The 15,757-nt window shown below is 65.0% G+C and carries 20 protein-coding genes; 7 read left to right on the top strand and 13 right to left on the bottom strand.

Annotated elements, in window-relative coordinates:
* The first annotated feature begins 198 nt into the window (after positions 1-198).
* From ACZ5AC_RS11185 to ACZ5AC_RS11165, 5 genes are all read left to right on the top strand, one after another.
* Positions 199-723 (top strand): DUF134 domain-containing protein, encoded by a 525-nt coding sequence (locus tag ACZ5AC_RS11185; protein WP_464247696.1) that lies wholly within the window; start codon positions 199-201, stop codon positions 721-723.
* A 144-nt stretch (positions 724-867) separates the two neighbouring features.
* Complete coding sequence (locus ACZ5AC_RS11180) at positions 868-1,560, top strand: NifB/NifX family molybdenum-iron cluster-binding protein (protein ID WP_464247695.1); 693 nt, start codon at positions 868-870, stop codon at positions 1,558-1,560.
* 9 nt (positions 1,561-1,569) lie between these two features.
* Complete coding sequence (locus ACZ5AC_RS11175; RefSeq protein WP_464247694.1) at positions 1,570-2,439, top strand: 4Fe-4S binding protein; 870 nt, start codon at positions 1,570-1,572, stop codon at positions 2,437-2,439.
* Complete coding sequence (locus tag ACZ5AC_RS11170) at positions 2,432-3,307, top strand: ATP-binding protein (RefSeq protein WP_464247693.1); 876 nt, start codon at positions 2,432-2,434, stop codon at positions 3,305-3,307. Before ACZ5AC_RS11175 ends, ACZ5AC_RS11170 begins: the two co-directional genes overlap by 8 nt.
* A gap of 13 nt (positions 3,308-3,320) precedes the next feature.
* Positions 3,321-3,728: a NifB/NifX family molybdenum-iron cluster-binding protein gene (locus tag ACZ5AC_RS11165; RefSeq protein ID WP_464247692.1), complete on the top strand. Its 408-nt coding sequence runs from the start codon at positions 3,321-3,323 to the stop codon at positions 3,726-3,728.
* Between the two features lie 15 nt (positions 3,729-3,743).
* On the opposite strand, the gene tnpC is transcribed toward ACZ5AC_RS11165, so the two are convergent.
* The 3 genes from tnpC to tnpA are packed head-to-tail and all read right to left on the bottom strand — an operon-like array spanning position 3,744 to position 6,021.
* The gene (gene tnpC, locus ACZ5AC_RS11160) at positions 3,744-5,303 is read right to left on the bottom strand and encodes an IS66 family transposase (protein ID WP_464247384.1); all 1,560 of its coding nucleotides are present in this window, start codon (positions 5,301-5,303) and stop codon (positions 3,744-3,746) included.
* A gap of 47 nt (positions 5,304-5,350) precedes the next feature.
* Positions 5,351-5,701 carry an IS66 family insertion sequence element accessory protein TnpB gene (gene tnpB / locus ACZ5AC_RS11155; protein ID WP_464247385.1) on the bottom strand — a complete coding sequence of 117 codons (351 nt, stop codon included), beginning with the start codon at positions 5,699-5,701 and terminating at the stop codon, positions 5,351-5,353.
* On the bottom strand, positions 5,695-6,021 hold the full coding sequence (gene tnpA, locus ACZ5AC_RS11150; protein WP_464247386.1) for an IS66 family insertion sequence element accessory protein TnpA: 327 nt from the start codon (positions 6,019-6,021) through the stop codon (positions 5,695-5,697). Before tnpA ends, tnpB begins: the two co-directional genes overlap by 7 nt.
* A 176-nt stretch (positions 6,022-6,197) precedes the next feature.
* Between tnpA and ACZ5AC_RS11145 the strand changes: the two genes are divergently transcribed.
* A complete protein-coding gene (locus tag ACZ5AC_RS11145; protein WP_464247691.1) occupies positions 6,198-6,557 on the top strand; it encodes a hypothetical protein in 360 nt (119 codons plus the stop codon).
* Positions 6,558-6,620: 63 nt separating this feature from the next.
* Here ACZ5AC_RS11145 and ACZ5AC_RS11140 read toward each other — a convergent pair whose 3' ends face one another.
* Genes ACZ5AC_RS11140 through ACZ5AC_RS11095 form a run of 10 tightly spaced genes read right to left on the bottom strand, consistent with a single transcriptional unit; the run spans position 6,621 to position 14,352 of the window.
* Positions 6,621-7,040: a response regulator gene (locus ACZ5AC_RS11140; protein ID WP_464247690.1), complete on the bottom strand. Its 420-nt coding sequence runs from the start codon at positions 7,038-7,040 to the stop codon at positions 6,621-6,623.
* Positions 7,037-8,209, bottom strand: coding sequence for a sensor histidine kinase (locus ACZ5AC_RS11135; protein ID WP_464247689.1), 1,173 nt, complete (start codon positions 8,207-8,209; stop codon positions 7,037-7,039). Before ACZ5AC_RS11135 ends, ACZ5AC_RS11140 begins: the two co-directional genes overlap by 4 nt.
* Positions 8,210-8,215: 6 nt before the next feature.
* Entirely contained in the window at positions 8,216-8,596 is a 381-nt protein-coding gene (locus ACZ5AC_RS11130; RefSeq protein ID WP_464247688.1) for a response regulator, read from the bottom strand.
* Positions 8,597-8,600: 4 nt separating this feature from the next.
* Entirely contained in the window at positions 8,601-9,233 is a 633-nt protein-coding gene (locus ACZ5AC_RS11125; RefSeq protein WP_464247687.1) for a hypothetical protein, read from the bottom strand.
* Entirely contained in the window at positions 9,226-9,618 is a 393-nt protein-coding gene (locus tag ACZ5AC_RS11120; RefSeq protein WP_464247686.1) for a response regulator, read from the bottom strand. Before ACZ5AC_RS11120 ends, ACZ5AC_RS11125 begins: the two co-directional genes overlap by 8 nt.
* 4 nt (positions 9,619-9,622) lie before the next feature.
* Complete coding sequence (locus ACZ5AC_RS11115) at positions 9,623-11,335, bottom strand: sensor histidine kinase (protein WP_464247685.1); 1,713 nt, start codon at positions 11,333-11,335, stop codon at positions 9,623-9,625.
* Complete coding sequence (locus tag ACZ5AC_RS11110) at positions 11,332-11,685, bottom strand: NifB/NifX family molybdenum-iron cluster-binding protein (protein WP_464247684.1); 354 nt, start codon at positions 11,683-11,685, stop codon at positions 11,332-11,334. The genes ACZ5AC_RS11115 and ACZ5AC_RS11110 overlap by 4 nt, the downstream gene beginning before the upstream one ends.
* 3 nt (positions 11,686-11,688) lie before the next feature.
* Entirely contained in the window at positions 11,689-12,921 is a 1,233-nt protein-coding gene (locus ACZ5AC_RS11105) for a sigma-54 interaction domain-containing protein (protein WP_464247683.1), read from the bottom strand.
* Between the two features lie 11 nt (positions 12,922-12,932).
* Entirely contained in the window at positions 12,933-13,352 is a 420-nt protein-coding gene (locus tag ACZ5AC_RS11100) for a DUF1634 domain-containing protein (protein ID WP_464247682.1), read from the bottom strand.
* A 25-nt stretch (positions 13,353-13,377) separates the two neighbouring features.
* Entirely contained in the window at positions 13,378-14,352 is a 975-nt protein-coding gene (locus tag ACZ5AC_RS11095) for a sulfite exporter TauE/SafE family protein (protein WP_464247681.1), read from the bottom strand.
* 363 nt (positions 14,353-14,715) lie between these two features.
* Between ACZ5AC_RS11095 and ACZ5AC_RS11090 the strand changes: the two genes are divergently transcribed.
* A complete protein-coding gene (locus ACZ5AC_RS11090; protein ID WP_464247680.1) occupies positions 14,716-15,726 on the top strand; it encodes a sigma-54 interaction domain-containing protein in 1,011 nt (336 codons plus the stop codon).
* Positions 15,727-15,757: the final 31 nt, after the last annotated feature.

Genomic DNA, 15,757 nt, shown 5'->3' with positions numbered 1-15,757 from the left:
TGAATTATGCGTTTGTCATGCAATAAAAGTTGTCAGTGAAGAAACCACTCCCGGCGCGGCGGGCCGCCGCGGGGGAGACGATGTATGGCAAATTAAGTTGCACAAGCAATTTTTCTTGCAGCGCAAAATTTTCCGATGATGTTGACAGGTCTGTTCGGCAGGATTATTTTGAACATAATTTCAAATTGAGGAGGTTCGGTGGGACGCAGGAGAAAGTGCAGGTTCGTGGCCGACGTGCCCGAGGTGACGGTGTTCAAGCCCCAGGGGGTGCCCATGTCGCAGCTGTACGGCGTGGTGCTCGGCCTGGACGGGTTCGAGGCCTTGCGCCTGGTGGACGGGGAGGGCCTGAGCCAGGAGGAGGCGGCCGCCCGCATGCAGGTTTCCCGCCCCACGCTGTGCCGCATCCTGGGCGAGGCCCGGGGGCAGGTGGCCAGGGCGCTGTCGCGCGGCTGGGCCATCCGCATCGAAGTCGACGTGGAGCACGCCGTGACCAATGGAAATGAACAGGACATTTTGGAGCCGCAGTGCGCGCGGTCGCAGGTCTGCGGCGGCGGCCGGGCTCGAGGAGGACGATCATGCCGGGACAGAGAGGACAAGGTGGAGCAGGACGGGGCCAGGGCGGCGGAGGCCGAGGCCAGGGCGGTTGCGGACGCGGTCAGGGGGGCGCAGGACGGGGCGGCGGTTGCCGCGGACAGCGTCCGGGCGCCGGAGCCGAAGGCGTAGGGGGCGGACAGGCCGGAGGCGGGCTGGGACGTGCGAGGCGCGACGGGTCCTGTCTGACCGACGGCGCGGCGGATTCTCCCGCGGCAGGTGTTGACACGGGAAAAACCGAGGAATAAACGCTCATTTGAGCAAAATGGAGGATCTGTGCCACGACCGAGAAAATGCCGCCGCATCGCGGGGTGTCCCAAGGCCTGCTGCTTCAAGCCCCAGGGCGTCCCGCTGGCTGATCTGGCCGAGGTATACATGCCCATGGACGGCTTCGAGGCCCTGCGCCTGGCAGATTACCAGGGGCTGAGCATGGAGGAGGGCGCGACCCGGATGCACGTGTCCAGGCACACGTTCGGACGCATCCTGGGCGACGCCAGGCGGGTCGTGGCCCGGGCCCTGGTCGAGGGTCTGGCCCTGCACATCGCCAATGACGCGCAGGTGCCCTGCGCGAATTTCAACCGGGACCGGTTTGCGGTCCGCAGCAAGGATATCGTCATGACCAAGATAGCCATCACCAGCGAAGGCCCCAAACTGACCGACCGGGTCGATCCGCGTTTCGGCCGGGCCGGCGGTTTCGTCGTCGTAGATCTTGAAACCATGGCCACGACCTATGTCGACAACGGCGGGTCCCAGGCCATGAGCCACGGGGCCGGCATCCAGGCCGCCGAGAACATCGTCCAGGCAGGCGCTGGCGTGCTTTTGACCGGTTACGTGGGGCCCAAGGCCTTCGCCGCATTGAAGGCGGCCGGGGTCAAGGTCGGCCAGAACCTGGACGACATGACCGTGGCCGAGGCCCTTGAGCGGTACAGGTCGGGCCAGGTCGAGTTCGCCGACGCCCCGAACAAATAGGGGAGAGCCATGATCGTTGCAGTAGCGAGCGGCAAGGGGGGGACGGGCAAGACCACGGTCGCCGCGTCCCTGGCGACAAAGTGGCCGGGGCCCCTGGTGGCCGTCGATCTCGACGTGGAGGAGCCCAACCTGCACCTGTTCCTCAAGCCGAAATTGAGCGGCATCGAAACCGTCACCCTGGAGGTGCCGGACGTGGACGAGGGGAAGTGCACCTACTGCCGCAAGTGCGCCGAGCTGTGCCAGTTCAAGGCCATTTCGGTCATGGGCCGGGCCATCCTGACCTTTCCGGAGATGTGCCACGGCTGCGGCGGGTGCATGGCCGTCTGCCCTGAAGGGGCCATCGGCGTGACCACTCGCGAACTCGGCGTCGTGGAGCGCGGCGTGGCCAGGGGGGCCATCCCGTGTCTGACGGGCCGGCTGCGCATCGGCGAGGCCATGAGCCCGCCGCTCATGCGCCACGTCCGCGCGGCCATGGTCCGCGAAGCCGCGCCCGTCGGGGCCGACATCGTCATAGACGCCCCTCCCGGCGTGAGCTGCCCGGCCATGAGCGCCGTGACCGACAGCGACGTCATCGTCCTTGTGACCGAGCCCACACCCTTCGGCTTCTACGACTTCTCCCTGGCCGTGGAGGCGTTCACGCCCCTGGGCAAGCCCGTGGCCGTGGTCGTCAACCGCGCCGGATTGGGCGACGGACGCGTCTACGAGTACTGCCGGGAGCGCGGCCTGCCCATCGTGACGGAAATCCCGTACCGGCGGGACATCGCTGAACACTATTCCAGAGGGCTCGTCCTGGCGGAACTGGACGGGGCGATGGGCGAGCGGTTCGCGGCCCTGTGCCGGGCCTTGAAACAGCGGGCCGAGGAGGGCGTCCATGCGTGAGATCGTCGTCATCAGCGGCAAGGGCGGCACGGGCAAGACGTCCATCACCGCGGCCTTCGCCCACCTGGCCGAGAACAAGGTCATCTGCGACCTGGACGTGGACGCCCCGGACCTGCACCTGCTCCTGGACCCCCATGTGGTGCGCAGGGAGGACTTCCATTCCGGCCACGAGGCGGTCATCGACCCTGAAAGGTGCATAGGCTGCGGGACATGCCAGGACATGTGCCGTTTCGGCGCGGTGCTGGAGCATGACGGCAGGTACCGCATCGACCCCCTGCGCTGCGAGGGCTGCAAGGTTTGCGTGGCCTTCTGCCCGGAAGGGGCCATCGATTTCCCGCCCAGGCACTGCGGGACGCGCTACGTCAGCGACACCCGCTTCGGCCCCATGGTCCATGCCCAGCTCTTCCCCGGACAGGAGAATTCAGGACGCCTGGTCAGCGAGCTGAAGAAGGAGGCCCGCAAGCTGGCCGGGGAGATGGGCCGGGACCTGATCCTGTGCGACGGTTCGCCGGGCATCGGCTGCCCGGTCATCAGCTCCCTGTCCCAGGCGAACCTGGCCGTGGTCGTGACCGAACCGACACCGTCGGGGCTGCACGACCTGGAGCGCGTGGCGGCCCTGTGCGAACATTTCCGCATCAGGGTGGCGGTCATCGTCAACAAGCACGACCTGAACCCGGACCATACGGCCGCCATCGAGGAACTCTGCCGCGCCAGGGGCTACGCGCTGGCCGCCCGGCTGCCCCACGACACCGTGGTCACAGGGGCCATGGTCGCGCGCAAGGCGGTCACGGAACTGGAAGACGAAGATTTCGGCCGCCGGGTGCGCGACGCCTGGACGGTCATCCAAGGGCTTTTGAATGCAAACTGATCAAGGAGAACGTATGAAAAAGGCGAGAATCGCTGTCCCCTCGGCGCATCCCGGGGGGCTTGAGGCGGAGGTCGGGGCCCATTTCGGGCATTGCGACCTGTACACGATCATCGACGTGGTGAACGGGCAGATCGCCGAGGTCAGCACCCTGCCCAACGTCCCGCACGTCCAGGGCGGCTGCATGGCCCCGGTCCAGCACCTGGCCGGCAATGGCGTCAACCTGCTCATCGCCGGCGGCATGGGCATGCGCCCGCTCATGGGCTTCAACCAGGTCGGCATCGACGTCTTCTACGGCGCCGGCGCGCCGAACGTGGGAACGGCCGTCGACGCGCTCCTCAAGGGCGCCCTGGTCCGCTTCACCCAGGAGTACGTAAGCGCTCAGACATCCGCATCTTTCACGGGTGTATCTGATATGCGATAGGGACAGGGAGGAGTTCTATTTCTTGCGCGGCTTGGGCTTGGGGAGGCTTGGGAGAAGGGATCTGTCCACGTGCTGCGGCATGAGCGCCTTTATGACTGCCGTGGACTGCGCTGCGGGAAAGCGTTCGAAGAGGAATTTCAGGTAAGCTTGGGGCTCGATCTCGTTGGCCTTGGCGGTTTCCACCAGGGAAAAGAGCATGGCGCTGGCGTCTGCACCCTTGGGGACGCCGGCAAAGAGCCAGTTCTTCCGGCCCAGGGCCACGGGGCGGATGGCGTTCTCGGCCGCGTTGTTGTCGGGCGTGAGCAATCCGCAGTCCACGTAGCGCACGGCCCGGCTCCACTGGTTGCGGGCGTAGGTCATGGCCTGCCCGAGCAGGCTCTTGGGCGGGACGTGGTCGATACGCTCATCAAGGATGGCCCGTATCGCGTCGAGGATGGGAACGGCCTGCTCCCTGCGGTTGGCGACCTTTTCCTCCGGCTCCAGCTCTTTGATATTGTGCTCGACCTTGTAGAGCAGGCCGATGAGATCCAGGATTTCCTTGGCTGTCCCGTGCATGATCTTCTTCGAGGTCGCCTTCTGGACGTCGACGAACTTACGACGGATGTGGGCCATGCAGCCGACGTGGATGATGTCGTCCGACTCGCCGAGAGCCTGGTATCCGGAGTAGCCGTCGGTCTGGATGTAGCCCTTGTAATCGCCCAGATATTCCTTGGGGACGGAGCCCGACCTGGTCGGGTCGTAGCGATAGACCACGGTCGGCCGCTTGGGGTTTCCGCCACGGAAGAGCCACAGGTATGACGTGGACGTATCGGATCGTCCCGGTTCCTTGAGGACTTGCAGGGTGGTTTCGTCCATGTTGATGACCGGCCCGGAGCGGATCTCCGCCCGGAACAGTGCTCCGAATGGCTCCAGCGCCTTGGCCACGGCCATGGCCCATCCGGACATGGAATGGCGCGGGATGTCCACGCCCAGGCGGGCAAACTGCTTGGTCTGGCGGTAGAACGGCATGGCATCGACGAACTTGGCGGTAATGACCTGCGCCAGGAGGTTCGGCGTAGCGATGCCCTTGGGGATAATCTGCGGCGGCATGGGCGCGATACGCACCACCGGCATGCCCTCCTCGCCGTCACAGGCCGGGCAGGCATACTTGGGCCTGATATGGCGCTCCACCTGCATGACGGCCGGGACGTAGTCGAGCTTCTCGGAGACCTCTTCGCCGATGCGCTTCAGGCAGGCCCCGCAGGCGCAGACTTTCTGGTCCTCGGGCAAATCGTGAGTGATCTCGATGCGCGGCAGACTGTCCGGCAGGGGCTTACGTCCCCGCTTGGCCCTGGTGTGGGCCGGGACTTCGACGACGGGCACTTCCGCGGGCTTGGGCTTCACCTCGGCGATCCTGGCCAAAGGCAGAGGCAGGATGCCCTGGAAGAGGTCCTTGGATTTTTCGGACTTGGGAGCATACAGCGCGGCCTGCAACAGGGCCACGCGGTCCTGAAGATGGCGGTTTTGCTGGTAGTAATCCCAGACCAAATGCTTGAGTTGCCCGACGTCATCGGGAAGATTTTCGATGTCTCCCATGTAAGCGCACTTAGCAATAATATATTGAAATAGCAAGGATTTTATTGCTACAGAACCGATTTGTAATGCAGCCTTTGATGCGCTCCTTGCGGCGTGAGGGTGAGTCCATCAAGGAGCCAGCCGAGCTGTTGAGGGGTGATGTTCATGACCTCAGACACTCGCTCGGGCCAACAGAATCGATGCTTCTCCAGACGCTTGTGCCAGAGGCAGAAGCCGTTGCGATCCCAGTGCAGCACCTTGATGGCGTCGCGCCTGCGGTTGCAGAAGACGAAGAGGTGCCCAGAGAAAGGGTCCAGATCAAGGATGCCCTGGACCGTCATGCTCAGCCTGTCGATACCGGCCCGCATGTCCGTGGTGCCGGGAGCAAGATAGACCTTGGCCGCAGGCATCCTCAGCATCGGGGTTCCAGGACGGACAGAAGTCTGGTCAGCATAGCTTCGTCGAAGTCGGCAGGAATATCCAGGGCGTAACAGTTGCCGACAAGCAGTCCGATGGACGGAGCCTTCAGGGCCAGGGTGAACGGGAGAGGGACGATTGCGGGCGGCAAGGCAGGCACATCCACTGATGCCGAACGCGATTTGCGCAGCCAGTACCGGAATGAGCTGAAATTCAGGCCGTGCGCCGTGCAATACGCAGTCTTGCCCATGCCGCTTTGCCGCCACTGTTCAACATGAGCGAGCCATCGGGCAGCACGGTTCTGGCGGATGCGAGATTTCATGAGGACCTCCTTGGATTGAAGGTCCTTTATCTCATGGCTTGAAATTATTGGAAGATGGGCTCTAATGAGCGCTTACAGGAGTACACCTGCGGCGGCGGTCACTAGCCATCCTCCGGGCCGGGCGGTTTCCGGCGACGGGCCGCCCGGCCCTGCACTCAAGTACGTACGGAGACGACATGCACGTGGTCATCATCACCGACCGCAGGGAGGCTCTGGGCGAGTTCGCCCGGGGCTTGGGAAAGGATGTCGAATGGACGGCTTCGGCCGCCGATGTGCTGGACAGGGCCCCGGCGTCGCCGTGGCAGCTTGTGGTGGTCGACGCCATGATGTCCGGCATGGACTACAGGAAGTTCTTGCTGGACCTGCTGCGCGTCAACGCCATGCTCAACACCGTGGTCGTCACGGACATGGGCGAGGAGGACTTCCACGAGCACAGCGAGGGATTGGGCGTGCTCTGCTCCGTGCCCGCATGTCCTTCGTGGGACGACGGGGTCAGGGCCATGGACAGGCTTTGCCTGCTGTATGGCCTGGGCTGAAAGGAGAGACTCGAAAGACGGGCGGAAAGGGCGGCGCGGGCCGCCCTTTCCGCGTTCATGCGACTAGTTGTACTCGTTCATGGCCGCGTCGGCGTAGGTGTCCTCGAGGACCTTGCGCAGACGGAAGGCGCCTTCGATCATGGGGGCGAGCTTGGGCAGGCCGTCGATCTTGTCTACGTAGCTGAAGGCGCCCAGGACCTCGCCCATGCGTCGGGTCTCCTCGCTGCCGTGGCCGGTGAAGAGGACGACCTGGATCTTGGAGTTGATCTCCTTGATGCGCTTCAGGGTCTCGATGCCGTCGATGCCGGGCATCTCGATGTCCAGGACCACGACGTCGTAGTTACCCTTCTTGACCATTTCCAGGGCATCGTCGCCGGTGTGGGCCACGTCCGGGGAAATGCCGTACAGGATATTCAGACGGTCGGCGAGGATCCGGCACAGATCCTTCTCGTCGTCCACGATCAGCAGCTTCATCTTGTTCATATTTTCTCCTCCTTGGCAGATGCCGGACTTCCCGGCCCGTTGTTTTCGTTGCGCGCATGCACGGCCATGGGCGCCCTTATGGTGAAGATCGACCCGTGCCCAGGGGAGCTGCGCACGGTGATGCTCCCTCCCATGGCCTCGATGATGCCGTGGCAGATTGCCAGCCCCAATCCAATCCCCTTGCCCACCTCCTTGGTGGAGAAAAAGGGTTCGAAAATTCGCGTCAGCAGATGCTCCTCGATGCCGCAGCCCGTGTCCCGGACTGCGACCTCCAGACCGCCGTCCCGGAAGTCTCCCGTCAGGGTCAGGACGGGCGCGTCGTGCCCTTCGGGATCCGCCGCTTTCATGGCCTCCACGGCGTCGAGGGCGTTGTCGATCAGATTGGCCATGACCTGCTCCCATTCCGATGAGGGCAGCCGCAGCTGTGCGATTCCATCGGCCCAGCGCTCCTGCACCCGGATGCCCAGGGCTTCGAGCCGGCCTTGCCGCGCCTCTAGAAGGCCTCGCACCAGCGTGGGCAGGTCCGCTACGGCTCCCCGGGAATCCACGGCGCAACGCAGGGTCAGCAGCTTGGAGGTGATGGCCTTGCACCTGCTGGCCTGCCGGCGGATGAGCTCCAGGGATTCCAGGATATCCCGCCGGTTCCCTGCCTCCATGGGCGAGTCCTGGATCATCTCCTCGACCCAGCCGGCCTCGTTGAGCATGACCTGCAGGGGGTTGTTGATCTCGTGGGCCACGCCCGTGGCCAGTTCGCCCAGGGCGGCCAGCTTGGCCGTCTCGGCCATGCGCTGCCGCGACAGCGCCTCCATCCTTCTTCCTTCGGCTTCGCCGATGGCCGCCACGAGGGTGTCGATGTCCGTGGGCTTGAGGAGGTAGTCCCGGGCCCCCCCCTTCATGCCGGCCACGGCCGTGCCCAGGGTCGAGTCGGCCGTGAGCAGGATGACTTCCGGCGACGGTTTCTCCGCCTTGAGGGCGTCCAGGGCCTCCAGCCCGCTCATGCCCGGCATGGTGATGTCCAGGACGACGACCTCCGGGGACGAGGCGCGGGCCGCCTCCAGGGCCTCGGGGCCGCTGTAGGCCGTCTGGACCTCCATGCCCCGCGCGCGGAGGCGTTCGGCCACCAAATCGGCGAAATCGCGCTCGTCGTCGACTACCAGGACATGGACCATGGACGTCTACCTGTGCGGGAGGCTGCCCTGGGTCACGGTGCGGATGCTTTCCAGCAGCACGTTGATGTCCAGGGGTTTCTTGTGGTACAGTGCCGCCCCGAGGTTCACGCAGGACTCGAAGTCCTGGTCCGAACCGTGTCCGCTGAGCATGATCACGGGCAGGCCCGGCCAGCCCTTGCGGATGCGCCGCAGGACCTCGATGCCGCTCATGCCGGGCATGCGCAGGTCCAGCACGACCACGTCCGGCGGGTCCTGGGCGATCATCTCCAGACCGGCTTCGCCGTCCAGCGCCACGCGCGGGGAGAAGCCGCGCATCTCGAGGCGCTCCTGCAGCGTGGTCACGAAGGCTTCCTCGTCGTCGATGAGAAGAATGTTCGTTTGGTCCATGGCTTCACCCCTGCTTGCGGACCGGAAAGAACAGGCGCAACCTCGCTCCGTCCCACTCCACGCGGCCTTCCTCCAGGAGGGAGGCCAGAACCGGCAGGCCCTCGCGGTCCTGCTGCACACCCTGGGGGGGGAGCAGGCTCAGGACATGGTATTCCTGACCCGCTTCGACGTTCATGCGCACCACCCCGTCCTTTACGCCGCCCCCGACGGCCCATTGCACCGCCCTGTAGCCGGCCATGAGGACACGCAGGGCCCCCACGGCCACGGGCAGGGCGGAAGAGGCCGGCGTAAAGTCGACCGCGGCGCCCCTCAGGCGCACCAGTCGCTCCGACAGCAGGGCTACGGTGCGCGCGTAGACGGCCAGGTCGCACCCGTCGAGGAGGTCGTCGTCCGGGGAGTGGGCCAGCCTGCTCGTCGCCTCCAGGAGCCCCTTGCCCCGGTCCACGTGGGTGGCGATGTGCTCCAGGGTGCGTTCCATGTTGGGCCTGTGCTTGAAGTCCACCCTGGCGTTGACCTTCAGGATGTCGCCCATGAGGCCGGCAGACTCGCGGATGATGGCCAGGATGTTCTGCATCTCGTGCATGGTCAGGGCCGTGACGGTCCCCATGAAGCGTGCTTCGGGCGCGATTTCAGGCATTGGGTGTTCCTTGGGAGGCCTTCATGGCCTCGCCGAGCGTGGCGATGAGCTCTTCCAGATCCAGGGGCTTCATCATGTAGGCGAAGGCGCCGTAGCGCATGCCCTCGATGCCGTCGCGCGTCTTGCCCTGGCCCGTGAGCAGGATGACCTGCACCTTGGGGTGCTCCTCCTTGACCCGCTGCAGTACGTCGAGGCCCTTGATGCCCGGCATCATGACGTCGAGGACCATGACCTGCGGCTCGTTCTCGGCCACGGCCTTGAGGGCGGCCTCGCCATCGTAGACCACCCGTGCATCGATGCCCCGGATCTCCAGGCGTTCGGCCAGGGTGCTGATGAATTCGACCTCGTCATCCACGAGCAGTATGTTCCACGCGCTCATATCCATAATCTTAACCTTCCAGGGAGTTTTTCGGCAGCAGGATGGTCATGGTCGTGCCCTCGCTCAGCGCGCTCCTGACCTTGATCTCGCCGCCCAGGCGTTTGACGATGCCGTAGGTGATGGACATCCCGAGACCCGTGCCTTTTTCTTTCTTGGTGGTGAAGAAGGGCTCGAACATGTTCTTCACGGTTTCCTCGGACATGCCGCAGCCGTTGTCCTCGATGGACACGCCGACGAAGCGATCGTCCTCGTTCCACGTCCTGAGAACGATCCTCCCGCCGTCCGCCACGGCGGCCATGGAGTTGTTCAGAATGTTCAGGAAGACCTGCTGTATCTGGCCGTGGTCCGTGGGGATGCTCGGCAGGTCCGGGGAGAGGTCGCGCACGAGTTCGATGTTGCGGTACTGCGCCTCGCGCTCCAGGAAGCCCAGCGTCTCGATCAGCACGGCGTTCACGTCCAGGACCTCGATCTTGACGTCCATGCGTTTGGCGAAGCCGAGCATGCGGTGGGTGATGCCGCGGCAGCGGTCCACGGAGCGCAGGATGGCCTCGATCTGGCGGGCGAATTTGTCCTTGTCCGGGAAGTCCGGGCGCAGGTTCATGATGTCGCGCATGAGTCCGGCCTTCTCGTTGATGATGGCCAGCGGGTTGTTGATCTCGTGGGCCACGCCGGCCGCCAGGCGTCCGATGGAGGACAGCTTCTGGGAGTGCTCCATCTGGTGGATGGCGCCCAGACGCTGCTCATCGCTCTCCTGCAGCCGCGAGATGAGGAGGCTCGTGATGCGGTACACGGCCAGGAAAATGATGATCACGCCCGAAACGAAGATGAAGAGCAGGTCGATGCGGACCGTGTACCATGTGCTGAAGGCCGTCGGCTTGGGCTTGACCGAGACCAGGGCGAAGTCCGTGTCGGAGATGAAGGCCGTGGCGACGAAGAAGTTCTGCCCGCCGGCCTGCATGGACTGGACGTTCGACTCGAAATTCGTGGGCGGCAGCTGGAAGGGCAGCTTGTCGAGCACCTTGCCGAAGCGGCGCGACTCGGTCTGGAGGACGCCCGCGCGGTTGACGAGGAAGGCGTCGCTGTCCGGCCCCAGGCCCATGGCGCCCAGGATACGGTCGAAGTGCATGGTGTCCAGGGTGGCCCTCAGCACCCAGGATTGGCCGCTTTCCGTGGTGTGGCGGACAGCGATGACCACGTGGGGGAACTTGCGGAAGCCGAGAAAGACGTCGCTGACGTAGGTGCCCTTGAACTGCACCTGCTGGAACCAGGCCTGCTCGGAATAATTGCGTCCCACGAGGTCGTAGGGGCCGGAATAGCTGACCTGCCTGCCCGAGGCGTCGATGAGGCCGAGATCGACGAAGCCGGTGAACTCGCGGCGCATGACCTGGAAGATGCGCTGCAGGTTGGCGTCGTCGGACAGTTCCTCGAAATCGTAGGCCGAGGCGATGAAGCTCACGGCCGAGGTGCGTTCGGCCAGGAAGAGCTCGAAGGAGTGCTTGGCCTTGCCCAGCAGGGCCCGCATGGGCGCCTGCACCTCGGCCGTCATGGTGTTCTGGTGCTCGTAATAGTTGATGCCGGCCAGGGACAGGAGCGGCAGCAGGGTGACCAGGGCCATGAGGGAGACGATCTTGCGCCGCAGCATGCTGTAGCGCCCGGGCGAGTTTATATCCGCACCCATGTCGGTCTTGATGGTGTCCAGGGTGGAGGAGAGGATGTTCTTCATGCCGGCTCCCCGGCCCGCTCGTAGAGGATGTCGCCGGCCTTGAGACGGCCCGAGGCCAGGCTCGCGACGACGCGCTCAAGGGGGCCCATGACGGAATCGATGACGTCGATGCGCTTCCAGCGCAGGTAGTGGTAGTACTCGTCTTCGATGCCGCCGCAGACGATGGTGCCGATGTCGCGCGAGAGGGCCAGGTCGCAGAGTTCGTCCCCCGAGGCGTGGGCCAGAAGGAAGGACCTGCGCGTCACGATCTCGCCGTTCTCGGCGATGTTCAGGAGCAGAGCTTCCGTGGTCAGGTCGAAGCGGGGGGCGATTTCGTCCCTGGAGACGGTGATCAGTACGCGACGTTCCATGGCTTACCGCTCCTCCGTGTTCTTGCGGCCCGTCTTGCGGGCCTTGTCCGCGACGCGGGGCGTGGTTGCGGCGTCGAGGTGGCCCGCCAGGTGGACCGGCAGGTGCTCCGTCCGGATCGTTTCGCCGGTGCAGACCATGGCCGCGAATTCCATGATGTTCCTGAGTTCGCGCACGTTCCCCGGGAACTCGTGCTCGCGCAGGATGCGCACGGCCTTGGGGCTGATGCCGGTGATGTTCTTCTTGAAGCGGGCCGCATACTGCCCCAGGAAGTGGTGCAGCAGGAAGCCGAGGTCTTCGCCGCGCTCCCGCAGGCGCGGCAGGTGCAGCCTGATGGCCGAGATGCGGTGGAAGAGATCTTCCCGCAGGCGGCCGTCCTGGACCAGCTTGTCCGGCGACTCGGCCGTGGAGGCCATGAGCCGGGCGTTGACGCGCACGGGCTTGGAGGCCCCCACGGGCAGGACCGTGCCCTCGTCCAGGAAGCGCACCAGCCTGCTCTGGTGAGACAGGGGCAGGTCGGCGATTTCCGAGAGGTAGAGGGTCCCGCCGTGGGCCTGCTGGAAGCGGCCGGGCTTGAGTTCACCGGAGTTGTCCAGGACGCGTCCAAAAAGCTCGGCGTCCAGGAGTTCCTCGGGCATGGGACCGCAGCTGAAGCGTACGAAGGGCTCCCGCGAGCGCGGGGAGGCCTTGTGCACGGATTCGGCCAGGAGGTCCTTGCCCGTGCCGGTCTCGCCGGTGATGAGCACCGGCGAGTCGTGCTGGGCGATGACCGGCACGAGGCGAAGGAGCTTTTCCATGGCCTGGCTGCGCCCGACGATCTGCCCCTGCCCTGTGGCCTGGGACAGACGAGCCTCGGTCTCGCGCAGGGCCGTCAGGTCCTCGACCACGTCGAGGACGCAGACGGGGCGGTTGTTGCCGTCGCTGACGTGTACGGGCGTGATGCGGATGGGAATCTTGCGGCGGTGGCGGTTGATGCAGTCGGTCTCGACGCCGGAGCCGGGCCCCTCTTCGCGCCCGTGGGGGCAGCCCTGGACGCAGGCGCGGCTGCGCAGCACATGCCGGCAGGGCAGGCCGCGCACCTCATCCCGGCTGTAGCCGGTCAGGGCCTCCAGGGCCTTGTTGAGCATGAGCACGCGGCCGCCTTCATCCAGCATGACGATGCCCATGGGCAGTCCGTCGAGCAGGGCGGGCAGGTCCGGGCAATCGGTCCCGATCAGGTCTTCAATCCGTTTGAGCACGCAGGTCTCCCTTAGTGAGCGCCGCCCCCGATGATGCCGGACGCCGCGAAACAAAGCACGATGACTTCCAGGATGGAAATGACGGCGAAGGCCATGTCCTTTTTCTTCAGGTACGCAAAGATGACCGGAATGTAGCAGACGATGGTCAGGCCGCCCAGGAGCGCAATCCCGAGAAAGTTCAGGAAATCGCCCTTGCCTAGCAGCGTGGCCCAGCCCCAGCCGGTCGGAACGTTGTTCTGGGTCAGGTATTCACCAACTGGCTGGGACCAGAACTTGGTCACCAGTTCCATGGAGACGTACGGATCCAGGATGCCGGTGACATAGACTATATACGTCAAGATCATGAGAGCCAAGCCGCTCCAACATCCGTAAAAAAGGATGTTGGCGTAGGTGATCTGTTCGGCCGGCGCATTGGTGTCGGGTCTATTCATGGTTGTTCTCCTTGAATGCTGATGGTTAGAAGCCCAGGCCCTTGGCCAGCGCCTTGCCGCCCGCGAAGAGCAGGACGCCGATGACCATGTAGCGGATGAAGGCCGGCTTGGCCTTGGCCAGCAGACGCACGCCCACGAAGGAGCCCATCATCAGGCCGATGATGGAGGGGATGGCCATGAGGGGGATGACGCAGCCCTGGTTCAGGTAGACCCAGGCGGCGGAGGTGTCGGTGATGGACAGCAGGAACTTGCTGGTGCCGACGGCGACCTTCAGCGGGGCGCCCATGAGCAGGTTCAGGACCGGGACGTTGGCCCAGCCGGCGCCGAGGCCGAACATGCCGGCCATGATGCCGATGATGATGAAAAGCAGCAGGCCCGGCAGGGTGCGGTGGGTCTTCCACTCGACGATCTCGCCGTTGGCCTCCATGTAGGCGCCCTGGATGCCCAGAGCCAGGCCCAGGGCGTCCTGCTTGGTGACCACGGGACGGGCCGTGTTCTTGGAGGTCAGCAGGAGGATGGCGATGCCCATGATGGTGCCGCCCAGGCAGATCTGGACCACGTTGCCCGGCAGGGCCAGGCCCAGGAAGGCGCCGACGATGGCGCAGCTGGAGGCGATCAGCGCCACGGGCAGGGCCAGGCGCAGGCTGGCGAGGTTTCGCTTCAGCAGGCCCGGTCCGGCGGCCAGGGCGCCGGCCAGGGCGACGAGCAGGCCCGCGCCGCGCACGAAGTCGAGGTGGAAGGGGAAAAACCCGCTGACCAGGGGCACGAAGAGCACGCCGCCGCCGACGCCGGCCAGCACGGCGATGATGCCCAGCACGAAGCAGAAGAAGAGCAGGATCGTCGGCCAGGCCCACCAGGGAAGTCCCGAGGGGCCGCCTGTGGCCTCGGCCATCTGCTTCGCAGCCTCGTTCGCCAGTTCGGTGTTGTTGCTCGCCCAAGCCAAAGTGACCAACAGGAGAAGAGCCAGTGCGGTCCCTCCCAGAATTCGCATCAACGTCATGTTCAGTTTCATCCCAGTTTCGCTCCCGTTTACACGTTTCCTTGAAGTACATTATGAAAAAAGTGTCCTGCGGCACGATGCCCAACGCATCCGGCCTCCTTTCAGGGCAAGGACCATGCCAGCGGGGAAATCGAGACGGACGAAGGGTTGACGTGATTCGGGGATGGAGATAATCGGCAAATTATTGCCGCATTCGGCAAGATTGTGCCTTTTTTCTCAAAATTCGGGCATACGGGAATGGCGTCGCGACGTACGGCGGCGTGGGGTGTCTTGGCTCGAAGCGGAGTGTGCAGGGCGATGAAAATTCAGGAATATGGCCTGGCTCAGACCGGTGCCAAGGGTCGGAAAAGGGCTGGCAAAAAATTGCCGGAAGCGGTCGCCCCGTCCGAGGCGCAGGTCCTGGAGCTCGGCACGGAGGAGGGGCTCGGCAAGTTCGTCATCCAGTCCAGGAGCATGCGCGACCTTTACCGCCTGGCCACGCAGGTGGCCGGCTCCGATGCCACCATCCTGGTCTACGGCGAGTCCGGCACGGGCAAGGAGCTCTTCGCCCGCCTCGTGCACCAACTCTCGGGGCGGCGCGCCAAGCCTTTCGTTCCGGTCAACTGCGGCGTGCTCAAGGGGGAGCTTTTCGCCGACAAGTTTTTCGGCCACGAGGCAGGGGCCTTCACCGGGGCCCAGCGCCAGCGCAAGGGCAGCTTCGAACTGGCTGCCGACGGGACCCTCTTCCTGGATGAGGTGGGCGAGATCCCGCCGGCCAACCAGGTCGACTTCCTGCGCGTGCTCGAGGAGAAGACCTTCCGCCGCCTGGGCGGGGAGAGGCCTCTGCCCTTCGACGCCCGCATCGTGGCCGCCACCAACCGCGTGCTGCACAAGATGGTCGCGGCCGCCGAGTTCCGGGCCGACCTCTACTATCGCCTCAACGTCATCCCCGTGACCCTGCCGCCCCTGCGCGAGCGGGTCGACGACATCCCGCCCCTGGCCGAGTATTTCCTGGCCATGTACCGCCACCGCTACCACAAGCCGGGCGTGCGCCTGGCTCCCGCCACCCTGGACGCGCTGTGCGACTATCCCTGGCCGGGCAACGTGCGCGAACTGCGCAACTTGACCGAGCGCCTGGTCCTGCTGTGCTCCGACCCCCTGATCGAACCCTCGCACCTGCCCCTGGAAATGCGCCTGGCCACGGGCCTGCCTGCCGTCGACCGCAGCCAGGGCGTGGTGACGCTGGAGGCCGCGGTGCGCCAGGCCGAAGTGGAGGCCATCGTCCGCGCCTGGGCCGAGGCCGGAGGCAGCAAGGCGAGATTGGCCGAGATCCTGGCCGTCAGCCCGCGCACCCTGCGCTACAAGCTGGCCGAGTACGAACTCAAGCTGAACTGAATTTCTGCCTGGCTGGAAATTGTGGGCGGTT

Source organism: Desulfomicrobium aestuarii (assembly GCF_055385525.1).
The sequence above is the reverse complement of the archived record's forward strand: the minus strand, read 5'-3'. Positions and strand labels throughout refer to the sequence as shown.